General features: G+C 55.6%; 18 protein-coding genes. 10 read left to right on the top strand and 8 right to left on the bottom strand.

The window, feature by feature from the left end; genetic code table 11:
• Positions 1-3 precede the first annotated feature (3 nt).
• On the bottom strand, positions 4-1,782 hold the full coding sequence (locus C5Y96_RS13240; protein ID WP_105354025.1) for a permease: 1,779 nt from the start codon (positions 1,780-1,782) through the stop codon (positions 4-6).
• Between the two features lie 240 nt (positions 1,783-2,022).
• Here C5Y96_RS13240 and C5Y96_RS13245 point away from each other — a divergent pair, with 240 nt between their 5' ends.
• The 3 genes from C5Y96_RS13245 to C5Y96_RS13255 all read left to right on the top strand — a co-directional run bounded on the left by C5Y96_RS13245 (position 2,023) and on the right by C5Y96_RS13255 (position 4,161).
• Positions 2,023-2,682: an RNA polymerase sigma factor gene (locus tag C5Y96_RS13245; protein ID WP_233198948.1), complete on the top strand. Its 660-nt coding sequence runs from the start codon at positions 2,023-2,025 to the stop codon at positions 2,680-2,682.
• Positions 2,666-3,715 (top strand): hypothetical protein, encoded by a 1,050-nt coding sequence (locus tag C5Y96_RS13250; protein WP_105354028.1) that lies wholly within the window; start codon positions 2,666-2,668, stop codon positions 3,713-3,715. Before C5Y96_RS13245 ends, C5Y96_RS13250 begins: the two co-directional genes overlap by 17 nt.
• Positions 3,716-3,942: 227 nt before the next feature.
• A complete protein-coding gene (locus C5Y96_RS13255) occupies positions 3,943-4,161 on the top strand; it encodes a hypothetical protein (protein WP_146115653.1) in 219 nt (72 codons plus the stop codon).
• Positions 4,162-4,204: 43 nt separating this feature from the next.
• Here C5Y96_RS13255 and C5Y96_RS13260 read toward each other — a convergent pair whose 3' ends face one another.
• Together C5Y96_RS13260 and C5Y96_RS13265 are read right to left on the bottom strand one after the other, a co-directional pair.
• Complete coding sequence (locus tag C5Y96_RS13260) at positions 4,205-4,897, bottom strand: hypothetical protein (RefSeq protein WP_105354032.1); 693 nt, start codon at positions 4,895-4,897, stop codon at positions 4,205-4,207.
• Complete coding sequence (locus C5Y96_RS13265; RefSeq protein ID WP_105354034.1) at positions 4,894-5,508, bottom strand: RNA polymerase sigma factor; 615 nt, start codon at positions 5,506-5,508, stop codon at positions 4,894-4,896. The genes C5Y96_RS13260 and C5Y96_RS13265 overlap by 4 nt, the downstream gene beginning before the upstream one ends.
• A gap of 708 nt (positions 5,509-6,216) precedes the next feature.
• On the opposite strand from C5Y96_RS13265, the gene C5Y96_RS13275 reads away from it, so the two are divergent.
• The 4 genes from C5Y96_RS13275 (at position 6,217) to C5Y96_RS13290 (ending at position 11,613) form a co-directional block, all read left to right on the top strand.
• Entirely contained in the window at positions 6,217-6,942 is a 726-nt protein-coding gene (locus tag C5Y96_RS13275) for a DUF1559 domain-containing protein (protein ID WP_105354038.1), read from the top strand.
• A gap of 2 nt (positions 6,943-6,944) precedes the next feature.
• A complete protein-coding gene (locus C5Y96_RS13280) occupies positions 6,945-7,727 on the top strand; it encodes a DUF1559 domain-containing protein (protein ID WP_105354040.1) in 783 nt (260 codons plus the stop codon).
• Between the two features lie 33 nt (positions 7,728-7,760).
• Positions 7,761-8,474, top strand: coding sequence for a DUF1559 domain-containing protein (locus C5Y96_RS13285; RefSeq protein ID WP_105354042.1), 714 nt, complete (start codon positions 7,761-7,763; stop codon positions 8,472-8,474).
• A 127-nt stretch (positions 8,475-8,601) separates the two neighbouring features.
• Complete coding sequence (locus tag C5Y96_RS13290) at positions 8,602-11,613, top strand: DEAD/DEAH box helicase (protein ID WP_105354044.1); 3,012 nt, start codon at positions 8,602-8,604, stop codon at positions 11,611-11,613.
• A gap of 16 nt (positions 11,614-11,629) precedes the next feature.
• On the opposite strand, the gene C5Y96_RS13295 is transcribed toward C5Y96_RS13290, so the two are convergent.
• The gene (locus C5Y96_RS13295; protein WP_105354046.1) at positions 11,630-12,247 is read right to left on the bottom strand and encodes a hypothetical protein; all 618 of its coding nucleotides are present in this window, start codon (positions 12,245-12,247) and stop codon (positions 11,630-11,632) included.
• Between the two features lie 187 nt (positions 12,248-12,434).
• Positions 12,435-13,892 carry a trypsin-like peptidase domain-containing protein gene (locus tag C5Y96_RS13300; protein WP_105354048.1) on the bottom strand — a complete coding sequence of 486 codons (1,458 nt, stop codon included), beginning with the start codon at positions 13,890-13,892 and terminating at the stop codon, positions 12,435-12,437.
• 452 nt (positions 13,893-14,344) lie between these two features.
• Here C5Y96_RS13300 and C5Y96_RS13305 point away from each other — a divergent pair, with 452 nt between their 5' ends.
• From C5Y96_RS13305 to C5Y96_RS13315, 3 genes are all read left to right on the top strand, one after another.
• Positions 14,345-14,872: an RNA polymerase sigma factor gene (locus C5Y96_RS13305; RefSeq protein WP_105354050.1), complete on the top strand. Its 528-nt coding sequence runs from the start codon at positions 14,345-14,347 to the stop codon at positions 14,870-14,872.
• Positions 14,869-17,031 (top strand): DUF1549 domain-containing protein, encoded by a 2,163-nt coding sequence (locus C5Y96_RS13310; RefSeq protein ID WP_105354052.1) that lies wholly within the window; start codon positions 14,869-14,871, stop codon positions 17,029-17,031. Before C5Y96_RS13305 ends, C5Y96_RS13310 begins: the two co-directional genes overlap by 4 nt.
• Positions 17,032-17,186: 155 nt before the next feature.
• Positions 17,187-17,822, top strand: coding sequence for a protein-L-isoaspartate(D-aspartate) O-methyltransferase (locus C5Y96_RS13315; protein ID WP_105354054.1), 636 nt, complete (start codon positions 17,187-17,189; stop codon positions 17,820-17,822).
• A gap of 78 nt (positions 17,823-17,900) precedes the next feature.
• Here the strand turns inward: C5Y96_RS13315 and C5Y96_RS13320 are convergent, their stop codons facing one another.
• The 3 genes from C5Y96_RS13320 to C5Y96_RS28140 all read right to left on the bottom strand — a co-directional run bounded on the left by C5Y96_RS13320 (position 17,901) and on the right by C5Y96_RS28140 (position 20,087).
• Positions 17,901-18,215, bottom strand: coding sequence for a hypothetical protein (locus C5Y96_RS13320; RefSeq protein WP_105354056.1), 315 nt, complete (start codon positions 18,213-18,215; stop codon positions 17,901-17,903).
• An 807-nt stretch (positions 18,216-19,022) separates the two neighbouring features.
• Positions 19,023-19,409, bottom strand: a complete 387-nt coding sequence (gene panD, locus C5Y96_RS13325) for an aspartate 1-decarboxylase (protein WP_105354058.1) — start codon at positions 19,407-19,409, stop codon at positions 19,023-19,025.
• A 219-nt stretch (positions 19,410-19,628) separates the two neighbouring features.
• Positions 19,629-20,087: a nuclear transport factor 2 family protein gene (locus tag C5Y96_RS28140; RefSeq protein ID WP_105354060.1), complete on the bottom strand. Its 459-nt coding sequence runs from the start codon at positions 20,085-20,087 to the stop codon at positions 19,629-19,631.
• Positions 20,088-20,295: the final 208 nt, after the last annotated feature.

The following is a 20,295-nucleotide window of genomic DNA, read 5'->3' on the forward strand; positions in this document are numbered from 1 at the left end:
GATCTAGCTTTCTGTGTCGTGTTCGGGGATTTCGCGCATGGGGGATGCGTGTTGCCAGATGCCGCACACGGCCAACACGACCGCCATGCAGACGTAGGTCGCCATCATGTAGATGGGCCCTTGGCCGGCAGCCGCACTGGGAATGTCAGGCACATGCCAACCTAATACCAGCTTACCACTTGGAAACGGTGAGTGTATCACGCCAAACAAGCTGAAGACCGCACAGATCACGGCAAATGCCGTTGCCGTATATAAGCGACGATCAATGATGAACGCCAGGATAGCCGCCCAGAGCATGCTTGTCAGAATGAAACCACCGGCCAGCATCTGCAAGGTTTGCAGCTTCACGGCGATACCGGCAGGGTGCGAATGTCCGTGCTGGTCTGGGGGCGTTTGAATGTTTCCTTGGCTGTATTCACGCAGCTTGAGCGTCATATCGTTCAGCTTCTGCGCCGCTTCAGGATCGATCTCCCCTGCTTCGGCCATTGCCGCGACTTGCCCCTGCATTTGGTATGAAAGCCCCGTGTAGGTTCCTTGCAGATCGCCGGCGAAGATCAGCACCAATGCGGCAAGTGCCGGAATACAGGCAATCGACACGGCTGGATAGTGCCGCTTGGGGGTCGCTTGAAAGCTTTGCGAGGTGATCTCGAGCCCGATGAACACCAGGATCGGAAAGACGGTTGGTTTGGGAATCGCCCAGTACAGAAAACCAAAATAACCGAGCACCCCTGCCCCGCCCACGAACAAGGCCGTTGCCAAGGTATAGGCGGCTCGCCCTCCCATCGCCTTGTAAGCAGGATGGCCGATGTAAGGTGTCGTTTGGATCACACCACCGCAGAGACCAGCCACCAGCGTTGCAATGGCTTCGGCTCCGATGATGCGGTTAGTGTCGTACTCGTCGCCGGCCGCAGCGGCGCTTTCGACGCAATCGATCCCGCCGATCACGGTTGCCAAGGCAAACGGAATGACAATCGGTAAGTACTGGGCGGCCTCGTTGAACTTTGCCACGGTTAGCCACTCGAAGCGGAATACGGCCAGCCAGTCGGTGGGAAGCAATGCTTCGGTGGGCTGGAATTCCATCGCTTCCGGCGTGGCTCCCAGCAGGCCGAGTCCATACATGAGGTAATAGATCGCACCGGACACGACCAGCGCCGCCAGCGCGCCGGGGATCTTGAACGGCAGGCGAATATGAGCCACGAGCGTAACCAGCACGATCGACAGGGCCGTCATTCCCACGATTGGGAAGTGCAACGCTTCGATGAACGGCAGAAAGCTGATCAGCACCAAGGCGATCGCCGCTAGCGATCCGAGGAGCCCTGCTCGTGGAATGACTCGACGAATCCAACTTGAGCTGAACGAGAAAAAGGATTTGAAAATTCCGGACAAGACAATGGACCAAATGCCAATATGCCACGTACGGATAGCAGCCTCTTCTGCTGTCAGTTGTAATTCCTGGACTCCCAGGACAAACGATGGCCCCAAAACGAAAAACACCATGCCAAAGGTGCTGGGCGTATCGAGCCCTAAAGGCATAGCAGTTACGTCGTTACGGCCACTCCTTTTCGCCAGATTCATGGCCATCCAGAAGAAGATCAGGTCTCCTACCAGCACCCCAATCGCCGTTCCTGGCACCATGTGTCCAATGGCGAACGTTGTAGGAAAGTTAAAGACCGCCGCTAGCAATCCGATCGTCAGCAAAAGATCGGCAATGTTATCTAACATCAAGCCAAAGAAGGCGTTAACGTCGCCTGCAACGGCCCATTTGTATTTGGTGTCGTTCATTTTTTCTCTTTCGGCACGGGCGTTGCATTAGGGGTAGATCGAGTTTATGAGCCTGTCATGGGGCTGTCAATTCTCGACCATCTCCTCACGTAAACCACCTTCCAGGGTGCAAGCGTGATAGAATACGGATCGCGGCGATGGTCGGAAGGCACCTTCGACAAGCCTTTTTGCAAGGTTTGTATGAAGATTGCTCCCATCAGGAAACGGATTTCGAACCATTGCTGGGAACCTTCGTAGAAAATGACAACTGCCACACTTGAAATGACGTCGAGTTATTCCGACCCATCGCTCGTTCAACCCAAATCCGATGAGGATTTGCTGTTGGCGTACCGAGATTCGGGGAATCGCGAGTACTTCCAGAAGTTGGTGCAGCGTTACGAACGTGAGCTGTTCAACTACCTTCGGCGGTACTTGGGTGATCCCGAAATGGCGGAAGATGTGTTTCAGGCTGCCTTTCTGCAAGTGCACCTGAAATGCGATACCTTCGAGGAAGGACGTCGTTTTCGCCCCTGGCTTTACACGATTGCCACCAACCAGGCGATCGATGCTCAGCGTAAGACCAAGCGTCACAAGATGGTTAGCTTGGACCGCGCTGGCAACAGCACCGAACAGCAAGAGACCGGTTCGCTGGTTGATTTACTGGTAAGTGCCGAGCCAGGACCAATGGCACAAATGGACGATTACGAACGACAACGCGTGATGCGCGATGCCGTTCAGCAACTGCCCGAATCATTGAAGACCGCCGTTGTGTTAGTCTACTACCAAGGTTTGAAGTACCGCGAAGCTGCGGACATCTTGGAGATTCCGGTCGGTACGGTGAAAAGCCGTCTGCATACTGCAGTGCAGAAGTTAACCGAAGCATGGAACGAAGTTTATACCTCAGATGACGAAGACTCGTGAGCATTGGCTGGGCTACCTGATGGGAGCCCTGGACGAAAACGAGCAGGCCTCGGTTGAGCGGCAAATTGCCCAGGACCCTCGCTCTGCGGAAGAGATCGAACAGCTTCGAACCCACCTGAACTTGTTATCCGACGGCCTCGACGAGGCCGCCCCGCCAGTCGGACTTGCCACAAGAACTTGTGCGCTATTGGATAACCCTGGCCTTTTTGCCGAGGTTCTTGATCCGTCGGTTCCTGACAATGAAGACGCGCCGACGCTGAAGGAAAAGCAACCTTTCGAAACAATCGGGGGCGGCAATCCCAACTTCACGATGATGGATATGATGGTCGCCATCGGGGCATGCGTGGCTGCCGTGGCCATCTTCTTCCCGGCACTTGCCAGCTCGCGAATGTTGGCAACGCGGCTTCAATGCGAAAACAACCTCCACCAAGTCGGGATGGCACTGCAAGAGTTTGCCACCGGCAACGCCGAGAAACGCTACCCCGCCGTCGCCGCTACCGGTCCACTATCGGTCGCTGGCTCGTATGCACCGCGTCTGCTGAATGCAGGCCATCTGCAACACCCTGAAGTGGTCCGCTGTGTGGAATCGACGCGGAATTTGTCCCAACCCCACGAGCTGCCAACGGTTGAACAACTACTGGAAGCACCTGAGTCGGAAGTGGAAAAACTACAACAGGGGCTAGCAACGGTATACAACTACAATCTCGGCAACCTGCGTAACGGACAATTGCAGGCTCCTCTGATGAGAGGACGCGCCCTTTATCCGGTCGCTTCCGATATTGTGGTCGTTCAAGATGGGCAAATCTCCCCGCAAGGGCATCAGGATGGCCGCTTCAACATCTTGTTCGATGATGGCCACGTCGAATTCATCAGCCTGGAAGACTTACCTAACTCGATGAAGCACTACTTCCTCAACGACAAAGGCCAGGTTGCCGCTGGAGTTGACGAAGACGACGCGGTGATTGCCAATGGGATCGCTCATCCCTTCTCCGAGGAAACCACTTCCGAAGTGCCAGCTTCCTCAGCTAAATAGTGACCCGGCGGGACAGGAATCTTCCGTTCAATCGGTCTCGCAAAGGATCTTGGGAGCGTTAAGATTCGATTACGCTCCCTAAAATCGGGTTTGTCACCCTCTTGTGGAATTGGTATCTTTCCGTCACGATATCAGATTCTCCCCGGAACAGACTCAAGAAACCAGGCAGTACGTCGCTCGTGATCGACAGTGGCTCATCCTCTATTATTAATCCACCGCGTAGTACGGTGAAACAGGCCGTTCAGCTCGGCTTCTATATCGGAGCTGGTTTTGGCTTGGCTATCGGATCCGGTCTTGCGGTCCTGATGGGTAGCAACCTCGTCTGGCAATCAGGCGGACTCGTTGCCGGGGCCCTGCTGGGCATTTGCGGTGGCTTGACCATCTCTTGGATGCAGCGTCGTTTGAAGCCTGCTCCAACGCCAGCCTATCGCCCCAGCGGCACCTAGAAGCTCTCGTTTGGGCGATCTAAAAGCAACGCCACGTAGGTACTTACTTTGCGTGGCAGTGCTGGCAGCGATTTACCAGGGCCAGCATCTGAGGTCCTTTGAGCGAGACCGCGTTGTGGGCTTTTGCCTTGTCCGATTCCGCGTGATGGCACTGGCTGCAGCAATGGGCCGCGGTAAAGTTGTGGTCGGCCAGGTTGGAAAGCAGCTCGCCATCGGTCCCGTTATTCTGCACGGCAGCGTCGACCGAAACGAGCGAACAGATGTTTGAGCCTGCGACCAGATCGGCCAGGTTCGCTCCGCCGCTAGCGCCAGCGGTTACCACGTTACCGGAGGTCGGGCGTGCGTTGTCTGAGCCGCTCGAACTGTGCGACCAGTTTCCTTGGACTGCCAAAACGATCATCAAGCATAGGGCCAACCCTATCAGCGGACCACGAATGGCAGCCACGATGTCGGTAGTTTGCCGCTCAGGCTGATCGGTGATGCAGCGATGGCTAGGCATGCTGTCGTCGGCCAAAAAGACCGGCAGCAAAGAATCGTCATCGGTCGTATGGGCTTGCCCGTGGGCTAGCATATCGGTCGCCGGACGCAACGCTTCGGCCAGTTCGCGGCAGCTATGGCAAACGGTCAGATGCCGCTGGATCGGCATATCGGTCTCGTGCTGGCCGGTGGGAAACGGAGCCCGGGTGAGCACTTCGAACACGTCGTCGCAGGTCGGTAGATGGTGCGATTGAATCATCGAGCGTGTTCCTCGGAAAGCTCTTGGCAAGTGTTCTGGATCAATTTCGCGAGCTGCAATAGTCCATTGCGAACGCGGGCCTTAGCCGCCGGCAGGCCGATTCCCTGGGCGTCGGCGATCTCTTGGAATTTCATTTCACCGAAGAATCGCAGGCGGATCGCTTCGGCCTGAATGGGTGTCAGCTTGTCGAGCAACTGAAGCACCTGTCCGCGGCGTTCTCGGTCGATCAAGCCCGCGAGTGCCTGGCAGGGAACTTCCGTCTCTAGCGGCGAACAGCCATCTTCCCCTTGGCTGGCCTGAAGCTTGGTCGAGGTGACCGGCAGCTTCTTCCCTTTCTCGCGAATGCGATGGCAGACATTCAATAGAATTCGCCACAGCCACGTGCGGAAGCTGTAACGCGAGTCGTAGGTGTGCAGCCACTTGAAGCTATTGAGAAACGCTTCCTGAACGGCATCCTCGGCCAGTTGCGAGTCTCCCAGGTAGCTATAGGCCAAGTTCAACAGAGCCCGGCGGTACCGCTTCACGATCACGGCATACCGGTCCGCATCCCCAGCCAAAACGGCCGAGAGAATCTCGCCATCGGTTAATTCAGGGACGTCCGGAGCAGCCATGAAGTGGAGGGGAGGAAGAAATCAGCGGAAGTTGAATTGATCCCTCCATTATAGCGCGACCCCGGCCTCAAGGATACATTTCGCGTAACCCCTTATTTCAGAAGAGGTTTGACCACGGATCTTACGGATAAACACGGATACTGCGGAGTTGAACTCGTTTGCTGAGGGACTTCAATTCGTGTGTATCGGTGTCATCCGTGGTTAGTTCCTCCTGGACTGAAAACTAAAGTCAAGAAACGCTGAAAGCCCGTCTTTCTTACCAAGAGCTATTGGTCGTGCAAGAAAGGGTCATCAGAACTTGACCCCGATCCAGAGGAGAAGCTTTCCCTGGAATCTTGCCGTGCCATCCACTTTGGTAAGAGAGGCGGACTCTCAACTGAACTATCGTACGTGAACGTGCGTCTTGTTCACTCACGACGTTCGCAAACCTTAACCACCCAGGAAGATCCCCACCTTGCCCAGGTGATACAGTTATCGAATGCCGTACGGCTGAAGATGATTGATACCCCTTTGCTAATTGGATTTCTTATCGCAGTCGGTTCGATCGAATTGAGTGTGCCGATTATGACGCCGGATCACTGATACAAACGCTCTATTTGCCCACGAAGCGGAAGCTCTGCCAATTGATTGCAGGCATCGCAGAAGGCTGTGACAATCGAGGGAGACTCTTCTCCCCCATTTGGCATTTCTTTTTGGCGGCGATCTTGCATGCAAGAAGGTGATTGGAAATTCCTCTGGCGGATGATTGGTTTCATGGCAATGCTTGCGTTTTGCGGTGGCCTGTTGTTACCCAGCACTGGCGGTCATCCCGGGGCATCTCGCCACTCCGAAGTGATGAACGATCTCAAGCAGATCGTCTTGGTCTACCAGTTGAAAGCAAACTCCGATCCGTACAATCGTGTCCCACCGGTTGCGATCGTCGATCCGAATGGCCAGCCACTTCTCTCGTGGCGGGTACTTTTATTGCCGCAAATGGACGAGCAGGAATTGTTCGAGCAGTTCGATCTCACCAAGCCATGGGATAGCCCCGAGAATTTGCCACTGGTAGAGAAGATGCCAGATTTGTTCGCGTCTCCCTTCGCTGAGCAAGCTACCAAGCAAGGTAAAACGCCCTATAAGGCAATCGCCAACGACGACGAGTTATGGAGCACCGCCTGGCCGCGGCCTGGCGAGGACCTAAAGCTATCCAAATTTAAAGACGGATTATCTCACACGGCCATGGTCGTGGAAGATCTGACCAATCCGGTGATCTGGACGAAGCCGGAAGACATCACGCCGTCCGAGTATCTGCAGATACTCGATCATGGTCAGTGGTCCAGTAAAACCTTCTTCATTGGCTTTGCGGACGGTTCTGTGCGACCGTTCAAGGACCCAACCGAAGAAGAGATTCTGCCGCTGATGTATGCGAACGATGGGCGTGTACCAAAGGACTAATTATGAACGATCCCAATCCATTCGATAGCCCTCATGGCCAGCCAACCGAGCCGGAGCCCAAAAAGTGGTGGCAGCCTACGGTCGTCGAGTGGTTCGTGATAGCGGGCATCATCTTGGTCTTGGTCGGGCTGCTCTTGCCGTCGAGAACGCATAGCTATGGGGGTGGGCGGCGCAGCTGGACCTCGAACAACCTGAAGAATATTGGCCTTGCACTGCACAACTACCACGATACCTATGGCAGCCTGCCGCCGGTCGTGGTGACCGATAGCGAAGGCCGCCCACTATACTCGTGGCGCGTATTACTTCTGCCATTTCTCGAGCAGAAGGGTTTATACGATCAGTTCGATCTCTCGCTACCATGGGATAGCGAGACGAATCGACCGCTGGCAGAGATGGTGCCCAGCCTGTTTGAAAGTCCCTATCTCGATACGGAAACGTATCCCGGAATGACGACCTATCTGGCGGTGGTCGATTCCCAGGGAAAACAAACCATCATGCTTCCCCAAGAAGGACGATCATTCGACGAAGTACCTTGTGAGTTGGGTCGTGTGGCGATGGTTGTCGAGAGAATCGAACATCCCGTGATTTGGACGAAACCGGGCGATATCACTCCTTTCGAGTTGATCGACGCCGCCAAAATCGAACAGAATGACCTTTCCTATTTTCCCGTGCTGCTGGGGGATGGGGCGGTCCAGTGGATGCCTAAGGACGACCCTAAGCAGTTGAAAGAGTGTCTGCTATGCCCAGAATTAGGTGGCGCAGAGCAGGCAACCGCCCGTGAATAAACTAGCTTCAGGACATAATTAGGGAACCCCATCATGCGTACTTCTCGTCGCGGTGACGCCAAAGTCGTCATCATTATTGTGGTCGTCGTTTTTGGGGTGATGGCCCTCTTGTGCACAGGCATCCTGGTCGCATTATTGCTGCCGGCGGTGCAGCAGGCACGCATGGCCGCCCAGCGAATGCAGTCCAACAACAACCTGAAGATGATCGCGATCGCCCTGCACAACTATCACGACGTTTACGGCACGTTGCCGCCGGCCTATATTCCTGATGAAGATGGCGAGCCGATGCACTCGTGGCGCGTGCTGATTTTGCCGTTCGTTGAGGGAAACGACATTTACGATAAGTATGACTTCTCGCAGCCATGGGACAGCCCCGGTAATATGCAGGCCTGCGAGAGGATGCCGTTTGCCTACGCCAGCCCGGCACTAGGGGGCAACGACATGGGAGACGCGACCACGTATGTGGCGATATCTGGCCCAAACACCATGTTGGGCATGGACAAGGCCAGGTCGTTTGCGGATGTCAAAGTGGGGATATCCAACGTCATCATGGTGGTCGAGGATACGACCAACCCGGTGCCCTGGTACAAGCCGGTCGACATTTCCCCCCAGGCACTCATGTCGAAAAACTTCGACGATCAATACTTTCACGGTGTCCAAGCCGCGATGGGGGATGGGGCCGTGCAATTCATTCCCGAAGGAAGTAAGCCGCAGATACAAGGGATGATGTCGATTGATGGGAGTTAGCTCGCTGGTCGGCAGTCAAATCATGTTCAATTGAACGAACAATGACGGGTGCCCTCTTCAACTTCCCGGCCAAAGCCATGAGAATAACGCAAGTCACCTGTGTTTCTCATCTTGGGCCGGAAGCGATATGACGTCGAGCGATCCATTTCCGTCAATTAAGTTCCGCGGCCAATTGCGCCCTTCGCAAGTTCAAGTTCGCGATGTCGCCCAGCAGCAGCTATCCCGTGGCGAGCGGCAACTGCACATTGTCGCTCCGCCTGGCTCAGGCAAGACAGTCGTGGGGCTTTACTTATGGGCCGAAATGATCAAGCGGCCGGCGCTGGTGCTCAGCCCCAACTCGGCCATTCAATCGCAGTGGGCGGCCAGGACCGATCTGTTCGAGACCGATCGTCCCATGTCGATGCTGGTGAGCACCTCGCCCGACGAACCCAAACTGTTGACCTCGCTCACCTATCAGGCCGTCACGCTGCCCCGCCGAGGCGACGATGGCCTCGACCATGCGGCCATGTCTTTGTGGGAAGATCGTCTGATCTCGAAAGGGCAGGCGCAGGATCCGGCTGAAGCGAAGGTTTGGATTCGCGATCTGAAGAAGCACAATCGCGATTACTACGACGAGCGTCTCTCGGCCTATCGCAAAAGCGTGCGTGACGAAGCGGGCCTCGCCGGCGAATCGTTCGAGATGCTGCATCAGTCGTGCCTGAGAACCTGGCAGAGGCTACGCGACGAAGGCGTGGGACTGCTCATTCTGGACGAATGCCATCACCTGGTAGGGCATTGGGGACGCGTGCTTTCCGACGCCATGCAGTACCTGGACGACCCGATCGTGGTAGGGCTGACCGCGACACCACCGGATGGCGATGGCAAGGTCCCCGCCGACTTCGAGCGTTATCAAGAGTTTCTCGGCCCAATCGATCACGACGTGCCGGTCCCAGCGGTGGTGCGAGATGGCTTTCTCGCTCCGTATCAGGACCTTGTTTACTTCGTTCGCCCTTCCGAAGCGGAACTCCGCTTCGTCGCCCAGGCCGACGATCACCTGGAAGAAATTCTGCAGGCAGTCACCAATAAGCCAGCTGATAATGGAGACGAAGAACCTGCTGCAGAAGTTGCCCCGGTGGAAGAACCGGAAGCGGACGAGCCCGAAGGTGAAGAACTCAAGCTACAGCATCTGGGCGGTACAGAAGCCGTTTACAAAGACGAGGACAATCCCTTTGCTGATTTGATTTCGGAAGAAGAAGTCGAACAGGAACCTCCAGCCCAGCCAGAGCCGCCATCCGTAGTGGAAACCGTCGACGAGGCACCTCGCGTGAAGGCGCTCATTCCTTGGTTGGTGCAGACGCTGGAAACACGTCGGCACGCGACCAGCACGTTCAAGACATGGTCTTCGTTTCATCGTCGCGACCCTGATTTTGCCGACTCCGCTCGCGTGTTTCTGCAGACGCGTCACATCGAGTTACCGGCCGAAGTGCCACCGGTAGTGCTGGAAGTGCCCATCGAAGAAGTCCCGCAGATCCCGGTCATCATTCCGGTGCTCGATCGCTACGTCCGTCATGGACTGCGGCGATCGGCCAACGCCGAGGATCGCGCTTTGGCGGATCGCGTGATCTCAGGTTTACGCATGTTGGGCGTGCAGATTACCGAGACCGGCTGTCAGGCATGCGCTTCGCCGGTGGGACGTGTGCTGGCCTATTCCAGCGAAAAGGCGAAGGCCCTGGTTCCGATCCTGACGGCCGAGATGGCGGCATTGGGGGATGCGATCCGCGCGGTTGTGGTAACCGACTTCGAGAAGACAGCCGCGACCATTTCCGAGGTCGAGCATCTGCTCAGCAGTGAAGCAGGGGGCGCGATCGCGGCATTTCGGGTAATGGTCAACGATCCGAAGCTGGACGAACTCGATCCGATTCTGGTCACTGGTTCGAGCGTGCTGGTCGATGACGATCTTTCCGAGAAGTTCGAGGCCGCGGCCAAGCAGTGGCTGGCCGATGCTGGATACGATGCGACGCTGACGTTCGACGCTGAAGTCGGTTTTCACGTGGTTTCTGGCAGTGGGCGCGACTGGTGTCCGCGCGTCTATGTCGAGATGATCACCGACCTGTTCCAGCGCGGTTTGACGAAGTGTCTGGTCGGCACGCGCGGGCTGCTGGGTGAAGGTTGGGATGCCAACAAGATTAACGTGCTGATCGACCTGACGACCGTCACCACGAGCATGACAGTGCGGCAGCTTCGCGGGCGATCGTTTCGGCTCGATCCCCAGGTGCCTGAGAAGCTGGCCGACAACTGGGACGTTGTTTGCCTGGCTCCTGAGTTCAGCAAGGGCCTGGATGACTATGCCCGCTTCATCAAGAAGCATCAGAACATCTTTGGCGTGACAGACGACGCGGTGATTGAGAAAGGAGTGGGGCACGTCCACCCTGCCCTGACCGACCTGCGCCCTGAACTGCTGGAAGGCTCGGTCCGCGACTTGAATCGCGATATGCTTTCGCGCGTGACGCTCCGCCGCGAGACCCGCGATCTGTGGCAGATCGGCACGCCCTACGAAGGAACCCCAAACCATACGCTGGAAATGCGGATCAAAGAATCGACCCGCGAAAGTGGTGGCTTTCCGCCGTTTGCTGGAACCAAAGAGCCTTGGTCGAGTGAGTCGCTGGTACAGGCCATCGGAGAGTCGATTGCGAGAACGATGGTTGAGCTGAAGATGTTGAAGACTCCACCGGAAGTCGTGGCGAAGTCGCGGGCCGGCGGTTACGTGCGTGTTCTGTTGGAAGATGCCAGCGACGAAGATAGTCGCATGTTCGTCACGGCGCTGCACGAAGCACTCGGTCCGCTGAATCGTCCTCGTTACATTATTCCGCGCAAGCTGAAGTTCGTGCGAACCAACTGGCTGTCGCGCATGTTGCCGAAAATGCTCGGACAATACTTGGAGAAGAGCGAAGACAAGACCGTGATGGTGCATGCCGTGCCGAATGCCCTGGCAAAGAACAAAGAGACGGTCGAAGTCTACGAGCGTTATTGGAACGAGTACGTTAGCCCTGGCTTTCCGGTATTTGCCCTGCGTGGCGAAGGGGAAGATCTGATGCGTGAAGCACTGAAAAAGGGGATGAGCCCCGAAGGTGATTTCCACGAAAAGGAAATCTTCCGCTAATCACGGATGGAACAACTTAGCTGTTGAACAAAGCGGCGATGTCGTCTTGGCCGAGAGGCTGGTCGTCCAGTTCGTCGTCCTCGTCCGACTCCGTTTGGGCGGTAACAACATTCGATGCCGTTTCCGCGTCGTCCCCTAGCGAGGCAGCAAACATCGATTCGATGTCATCGGCGGAAGCGATTTCGGGAGCTTTCTCGCTGGTCGGTTCGTCGTGCTCAAGGTTCTTCGGTTCATTCTTGCGCCCGGCTAAGAATTCTTCGAGCTCGTTATCTTCGTCCTCACCAAAGGGCTTTTCCTGGGCAGTTGCGGCAGGTGCCTCTTCGGCAACGGGTTCAAACGTTTGTTCGATCTCTGGCTCGTCTTCGGCCACCGGCTCTGATTCGGCCGGTAAGTCTTCCGGTTCGTTCATTTCCGGAAATGGTTGACTCACGAGTTTGGGCGTAGGTTCGTCGGCTGGCTCGGCTGGTTTCTCGATCTCAGCTTCTTCTGTTTCGATTGCGTCAATTTGAATAACGTTGTCGGTGTTCGACGGCAGAAACAGCGCGAACCAAGGCTGCGGTCCGTAGCCTAGTAAGACTGCGGCTGCAAAACCGACAGACAGATTCAAAACGGCAAACAACAGAAAAATGAACACGGCTTATCCACCAAAGAAACCCATGTCAAAGCAACGGGGGAGTCGTACCCCCATGGCTAAAGCATACGTTTCTTCTGGGAGCAGTAGCCGATGGCTTACAGAATGCCGCAGCAATAATCGATCAGCGGCTCTTTGGATTTGCATAATCGATTCAGCTGTTACAACGCGACCCTTCTTTTTGAGGCACCTAGCGGCTTTGGCCTCGCATGACAGGTCCAGGGCGGCCGGTGTTTTGCGATGCTTGCCGCATGAACTCTGGCGAAGGGCCGCCTGGCAGTGTAAATACGGCCGGCTGAGCGCTCGGGTTGTCTTTGGACCGCAGAACGACGGTAACTTCTGCTCCGTCCTTTTGCCCGCGAAGATAATGCAGCATCTCGCGTTCAACATCGCTCAGGCCTTGCACGCTCTCGAAGTTACTTGGCGTGTGAGCCGATGCCCCTGATACACTAGGCATCGAGCGAGCAGCGGGATTCGAGGGGAAGTTGCTTTGGGGAACTTCCGGAATCGATCGCGCTGGACTGCTTCCCAGCGGCTGCGTGGCCGAGGCCAGTTGAACGGGATTGGCTTGCTGTTGGTTCTGGAACAGATGCGCGAGGTTCGCTTGGTTCAAGACGGTGTAGATCGTCGGGATAGCGGCGTAGATCCCTTCGTCGTCCTCGTCATCGGCCGCATTGCAGACGCCGACGAGTTGGCCTTGCGGATTGAAAAGGCCACCACCGCTGCGTCCGACCGAAGGAGCGCCGGCAGCTTGGAGGTTGTCGTGACCGACGTAGCGATTCACGCTGTTAATGCGTGTTGGGTAAAGGTTGCGTGGGCCCCCATTATCGCAGCCAACGCTAAAGGCCTGTTGGCCAACTTGCATCTGGTTTGTGGGCGGGGCGATCGACATTGGCTTGATGGGGGACTGGGTGCGAATGGCAACCAGGGCCACGTCTCGCTCAAGATCGTAAACGAGGATCTCGCCAGGAACCGTAGTGCCAGACTCGGACTGCTGGAAGGTGATCACTTCCAAGGGCCCCTGCCCTTGCGAGTCTCGGAACAAGTGAGCACAGGTCAGCACCAATGCTTCGTTCCCCTGGGTGTGAACGACGGTACCACTGCCGTACGAATGCCCATCGGGGTCGCTGACTTTCAGTTTGACGCTGGCTTGCATTGCCTGAGCATGAATGTCTCTACCGGCATGAGCAGGAGATTGGCTCATGGGCTGGCCATAGGCGGCTGGCTGAACGCTGGCCTGGCCGGGCATCGCCATAGAAGATTGTGGCGACTGACCTCGTGCCAGACCGGTTGCGGCGCTGAGTTGAGGTGCGGCTTGGGCAGCGTCTATCTGTGGCTTGGCGGCTTGAAACATTTTCGCCAGGCGATCGAACGATGTCGCGCCTTCGACCGAGTCGACGATTTGATTGTTCGAGACGAGAACAAAGTAGGGCAATCCGCGGACACCCATTTGCTGGGCCATCTGCGGTTGTTGGTCACGATTGATGACTTGAACTGGATAGCCGGCCTGTTGCATGCGACCGATGACCGGTTGCATCTGGTGACAGTAAACACACCAATCGGCCGTGAAGCAGTAGAGAACCGCATCGGCAGCCGCCAACGGCGCTGCCAGCGCGAACAATAACACGAGCGAGATAACCGCCTTCATCGCATCCCTCCTTGGAGCGAAATCAATCTCGGCCCCATCCAGGGCCTTGTGTCTTCTAGCGGGCCAGCGGGGTATTGGCCCTTGAGTCTGCTTCGGAAAGAGACTCGTGCTTTTCACGTTCGACCGTCCTGGTCGAAGGGGGCTGAAAAGCGCCGGGACAATGTCGTTGGATCATGAATTTCCAGCAAGGGCAATCCACAATGATTTCGACGTAATTGCTTGGGATGGACAAAAAATCCTCAAGTTTCCCCGTGCTATCAGTCGCATACTTCCGATGGCAGCATTGGTTTGTGCCTCTAATTGACGAGGTGCCTCCGCAAATCGAGGGGCCGTCGTCCGGCTTTTCTCGACATTTCGGGATACACTGCAACAGTTACCCCCCGGCATCACGAATCCACTTAACTGACGCTCGAATCTGAGTACTTTTCGCCACTAGCCATCGTTTTCTCTAGATGAAAGACCTTCCGCAACACGAATCGACTGCGGTTGATGTCGCGCAACTTGTTGCACAGCATCAACTTAGCGTTTGGCGTTATTTGCGGTCCTGGGGTTGTTCGCCCCAGGAGGCAGAGGATCTGACTCAGGAAACTTTTTTGAAGGTTCTTGAGAGGCCATTCGAGCAGCTGACAGATGCCGCCACCAGGGGGTATTTAAGGACGGTTGCTCGAAATTTGTTGATCGACCGCCGACGCAAAGAAGGTCGGCAGACAAACATCCAGGCCGTCGAAAATATCGAGCAGTTCTGGGTGGAGACCGACGATCGCAAGCCGGAGGAACTTTTAGGACTCCTGAACGAGTGCCTGGAAGGTCTGACCGAACGAGCGAGAACGGCATTGCAGATGCGATTTCAAGATCGCAAATCACGTTCAGAGATCGCAGATGCTTTACAAATTGGCGAGCACGGAGCGAAAAACCTGATGCAACGAGCGAAGCAGCAACTTCGCGAGTGCATCGAGTTCAAATTGAATCACGAATCATGAACCACGAAGATCCAATCATCGATCCTCTCCTGGAGGAACTGCTGGGCCAGCAGCAGATGCCGGATCTTACTGCGCACATCGTCAAAGCTCACCAGCAGCGACAAAGCCAAGGCAATTCGGGGGTCAATGGCCACGCCAAAGCACCACTCTCGATGGTGATCGCAGCGGCAGCACAAGCTGCGCCAGAAAACCCGACCGCCGAAGTCCCATCTCAAAGAACGAGTACGGCCAAGCGTCGCATGCAGCGGCAGCGTCTTTTGACCGCGATCGGATCACTGGCACTTAGTCTCTGTCTGCTAGTGGTTCTCAGTGGAGTGGCCTACATCGGTTATCAGCAACTCATGCCAGGGCAAGGCACGCCGCTCGCCGCCGACGGGGACAAAACCCCGTCGGCTGGCGCCCGCGACACTGATGTTGCTACCGACAAGGGGCCACAGCTGGCTTCCAATAATGGTCCGCAGTCGAGTGACATTCCACCACCACAAGCGATGCCTGAGCCTGGGCCTCAGATGCCCCAAGTGATCGAGTCCGTCGATGCGACGGCCCTGGCGGATAAGGCGGCTCCTCGCTTCGTGCAGCCTCGCTCGCGTGGCAGCTTAGAGCTTTCTGACGATCAGGTTGTTGGCCAAATCAACGAGGCGATCGCTTCGGCGTGGAAGGCCGAGAACGTGAAGCCTTCGCCGGCTGCTACCGATCACGAGTTTGTCCGTCGTACTTATTTGCAGTTGCTGGGGCGTATTCCCACGGTCGATGAAATCGAACAGTTCGTCAGCCAGCGTCGCGATGACAAACGCGAATGGCTGGTCGATCAAATCTTGTCAGGCGATCAGTACGAAGCGGAGTTCGCCTCGTTCTGGAGTGCTCGTTTTGCAAATATCCTGGTCGGACGTGCCGGGGGGATGACCGAAGACAGCCCTATCGATCGTTCCTCTTTGGAAGGCTACCTGGCCAAGCAATTCGAGAAGAACAGGCCTTACAACTTGCTTGTCCAAGACCTCCTGACGGCGACTGGAACCACGAGTCCCGGAAGCGAAAGCTTCAATCCGGCGACGAACTTCCTGGTCAGCATGATCGACGGAGATGCCAAGCTGGCAACTGCCAAGACCTGCACGGCGTTTCTCGGCCAACAACTGCAATGTGCCGAGTGCCACAACCACCCGACCACTGGCTGGAGCCAACAGCAGTTCTGGGGACTGAATGCGTTTTTCCGTCAAACCAAGTTGGCCAAAGATCGCCAGTCAGGGCAGCTGGCGATTCTTGACCAAGACTTCTCCAAGAGTCGCGATTCCGACTCCGGCGAAGTCTACTACGAACAGCCCAATGGCCTTTTGAAAGTGGCCTATCCGCAATTCGTGGATGGAACGACCATTCCACGCTCCGGCAAAGTTTCCGAAGTCGATCGTCGGCAAGAATTGGCCCAGTTGATCGTCAACTCGGATCAATTCCCCAAGGCGACCGTGAATCGCATGTGGCAGCACTTCTTTGGGGTTGGCTTCACGCAGCCGGTCGATGATATGGGGCCGCATAATCCGGCTTCTCATCCCGAGCTATTGAATCAACTCTCCGAGCATTTCGCCGAGTCGAACTTCGACCTCCGTCGGTTGATGCGGTGGATCACGCTGTCGCAGCCCTACGGACTTTCGAGCCGACAGATCGACGAGAACCTGGCCGATAACCCGGATGCAGGTCAGCAACTGTTTGCTCGCTACTATTCGCGGCAGATGGAGGCTGAGCAACTCTTCCACTCGTTGCAAATGCTGGCCAAGAGCCCTGCTGAGGGGAAGAATGCGATTATCGCTTCGGTCGATGATCGCCACAGCTGGCTGGGTCAGGTCAATCAAAAGATGGGAGACGACGAGGATAGCGAAACGTCAGCCCTGGACGGCGGCATCACACAGTCGCTGTTGATCATGAATGGTGGTCTCATGAAACAGGCTACCGACGCTCAGGCCGCTGTTCTGAATAAGGTTACGGCCTCGAAGATGTCGTCGCACGACAAGGTTGAGCACCTGTTCCTGGCGGCCCTGTCGCGTCGGCCCACCAAGCAGGAATTGTCTGCGATCAGCGAGATTCTGAAGACGCGAGACAACGAAGCAGCTGCCTTACAGGATATCTGGTGGGCACTCTTGAACAGCAACGAGTTCATTCTCGATCATTGATCGAAACGAACATTCTCTAGGTTGTGTGTTTGCGTTGGCTCACGTTTTTCGTGAGACTAATGGTTAGCACCACGTTGTTTTCCGCCTGGGCGGCATCTCGGAGGAGGATTCTGCCTGCACAAAGCATTGCGGATACCTGCTAGGGAGCGTGCATCATGAAACTCGATCAGCAACGTGACGAGATGCTGAGCCTGCTCAGGCAGCGGGGGATTACCAACCAGGCAGTGCTCCAGGCCATGCATGACGTACCGCGTGAAGAGTTCGTCCTGGCTTCTTTCCGGGACGATGCTTACGCCGATTCAGCGTTACCGCTGACCCATAAGCAGACTATCTCTCAGCCTCTGATAGTGGCTCTCATGGCACAGGTACTCGAGCTTCAGCCGTCTGATCGCGTGTTGGAGGTAGGCACCGGAAGCGGCTATGCAGCAGCGGTTTTGGGACAACTTGCCAAAGAAGTGTATACCGTTGAACGTATCGGGGACTTAGCAATCACAGCAGCGGAAACGATCCGCAGGTTAGGGATTCGCAACGTTCACGTACGTTTTGGAGACGGACTAAAGGGATGGCCCGAGGAAGGGTCCTATGACGCGATCGCCGTCGCGGCCGGAGGAGATCGGGTTCCTAGTGCATTATTCGAACAGTTGGCCGTTGGCGGACGGCTGGTTATGCCGCTAGGCCCGGTGCAGGATTCACAGAAGTTAATACGAATTCGCAAGGTGGGTGAAGATCGTTACAAGGAAGACGATTTCGGCGGAGTTCGTTTCGTTCCTCTCTTACCAGAAACGGACTGAAGTGCCCCTTGCCTGCCCCATGGTTGAGGAAGCGGTGGTTTGCCGCTTCCTCCGTGTTAACGCTTCCGCTGAAGACCGTTAGGCGGCTTTCAGATCGCTCTCCATGTTCGAGAGGGCCAGCATGAGTTGGCTCCATTCGCTGACGACATCAAGCGTCTCGAACTGAATGACGTCGGCGTTCTCGAAGCCTCGTTCGCTAAGTCGAATGGCATCCCCCAGCACCATCGTGCCGACAGGTTCAACCTCTGGCAGATTATCCACATCAAGCTCCTCTTCTTCATTGGGCAGAATATGTTCTAACGCACGATGAACGGCCCAGATGGCAGCACGACGAGCGTCAGCAGCATCCACGATCAATCGTAACGATCCCGATTCAACGTAAAACTTGGCCATGATTGATATCCTTCCGTGTATTGTTTTAGGGTTCTGATTAACTTGGTTGCCCTTGGGCAGTAGTAGTTATCGCTACCCGTCTGACACGTGAGGTCATGGCCCGGAAAGTTTTTCGCTCGGCCTTCAAGAAAGGGAGAAATCGCCGAAAAGAAGGGTGCTAGCAGTTCAGAGCGCGCAAAAAAGGAGCCGGTCCAACGTTCTGCCCCATATAGGTCGCAAAGCATAAAGCTTTACGAAGACGTTGTACCGGCCCCCATACGGCTCGTGGATGTGCACCAACAGAATAAAGCGACTTCTTGTCGCACTTGGAGTCACATCCTGTGATCTAAAACCTCTACCGGCCAATTGCTGGAATTGGCGTTGGTGATCCCAGTTAAGAGCTCAATTGTGCGGTGACGTTCTGCCCAGTTCGCCCGCCGACAGAAACAATGTTGCTCATCTTCGTCATTCCCGCAATGGGGAAGCTCCCCCCGATCCGGGTTTATGCGGTGAACCGACAGTTGGGTTCGGGAATGTGCGTCGTAAACAGGTCGAAACAAGAGTTCAATGGAAACCAATTCGCCACAGTCGTAATGGCATCGCCATATCGCAGTTATCGTCGAAGTCGCGAGCATTGCGGATTTGATGCATAGAATCACGCCATCATTGTCCACTTAAGGCGGCCTTCTCTCGATTCGTTACCACCAGCCTATATGAGATGGGACCGTAGGCGTTCCGCGTTGGCTTGCGATGCAAATGCCAGCTCTGAAGTGGCCGTAATTGCAGTAAGAATAGCGGGCCCTGCCGCCGTAGAATGACCGCTGGAGGTCAGGTAGAAGAGTTCATCGAATCCGATTCAACGATGCAGTCGGTCATCCGATTCGCTTCATCGACCAGAATGACTCGAGGCTGGTGCCCTTCGATTTCTTCCGCCGTGTACTGGGCATAGCAGACAATAATGACCAGGTCGCCAGGGCTCACGAGATGAGCCGCCGCACCGTTGATGCCTATGACACCGGAACCCGCCTCGCCAGGGATTGCGTAGGTGGTCAGCCGTTGGCCATTGGTCACATTCAGGACGTCGACCTGCTCGTGCGGTAGAATTTGAGCCGCTTCCAGCAAGTCGGAATCAATGGTGATGCTACCCACGTAATCCAGGTCGGCCTGGGTCACGGTCGCGCGGTGAATTTTGGATCGAAGGAAAGTACGTAGCATCCCAATGCTTTCGTAGGTTCGTTCCCGATGCCGGAGGGTGCTTCTGGCACCTGTCGTTTCGAGAAAGCCACTATCAGCAAGGCTAACACAAGCCAAGCCACATATTATATCGGATAATACCAAGAATGGAAAAAGCCCCCAGGTGGAAACCTGGGGGCTTTTTTGCGTTTGGAATGGCTGGGATATCAGTCAAAAAGAATAATAGAGGCAGATAGGTTGCTATTCCACGCAGGTATCGGCTTCGGATTCCACGCTAATGGGCGAGGAGTAATGAAGCTGAGCAATTTGCCAACCGTGTTGATTTTGAATCATGACGGCTGTAATTCGCAGGGGCACTTCGGCTTTCCGGTATCCGGCTTGAACATAGAGGTAGCAATCGGTGGCGAGCCAGGCGACCTGACCCATCGTCGAAACACTTCTCCATCCAAATCGCATCCGGAGAGTATCTGTTTGTTCCCAATCTCGGCGTACCTGACCCCAAATGGCCGCGGCACCGACGTTTCGCTCGTCGCTTCCACTTCCCAGGACCACAGCATCTCGATCGGAACAAAACAGGCCTAACAATCTCCCCTTATCGCGGCATGCATAAGCATCTGCGAACTGGCGCAGCACACTCATCACATCCGCTTCGACAGAAGCAGTTGCGTACACGACAATCTCCCTGTCATGCGCGAGCATGTTAGAGCACAGAAGTGCCAACGAAAATAAGGAAGCTGAATAGAACAGATTCGTGAATAGGGTCCAGTTAAGAGTCGTGAGGCTAATTAGACTCTTGGGCGACCTTCAGGAATCAGTTGAACTAGCTCGATCGCCAAGGCATCTGGCCGAAACACACTCCCTAAGGACCTATTCATCTACGAAATCGAGGCAGAAAACGCAGATGAAA

It is taken from the genome of Blastopirellula marina (genome assembly GCF_002967715.1).
Classification (GTDB): Bacteria; Planctomycetota; Planctomycetia; order Pirellulales; family Pirellulaceae; genus Bremerella; species Bremerella marina_B.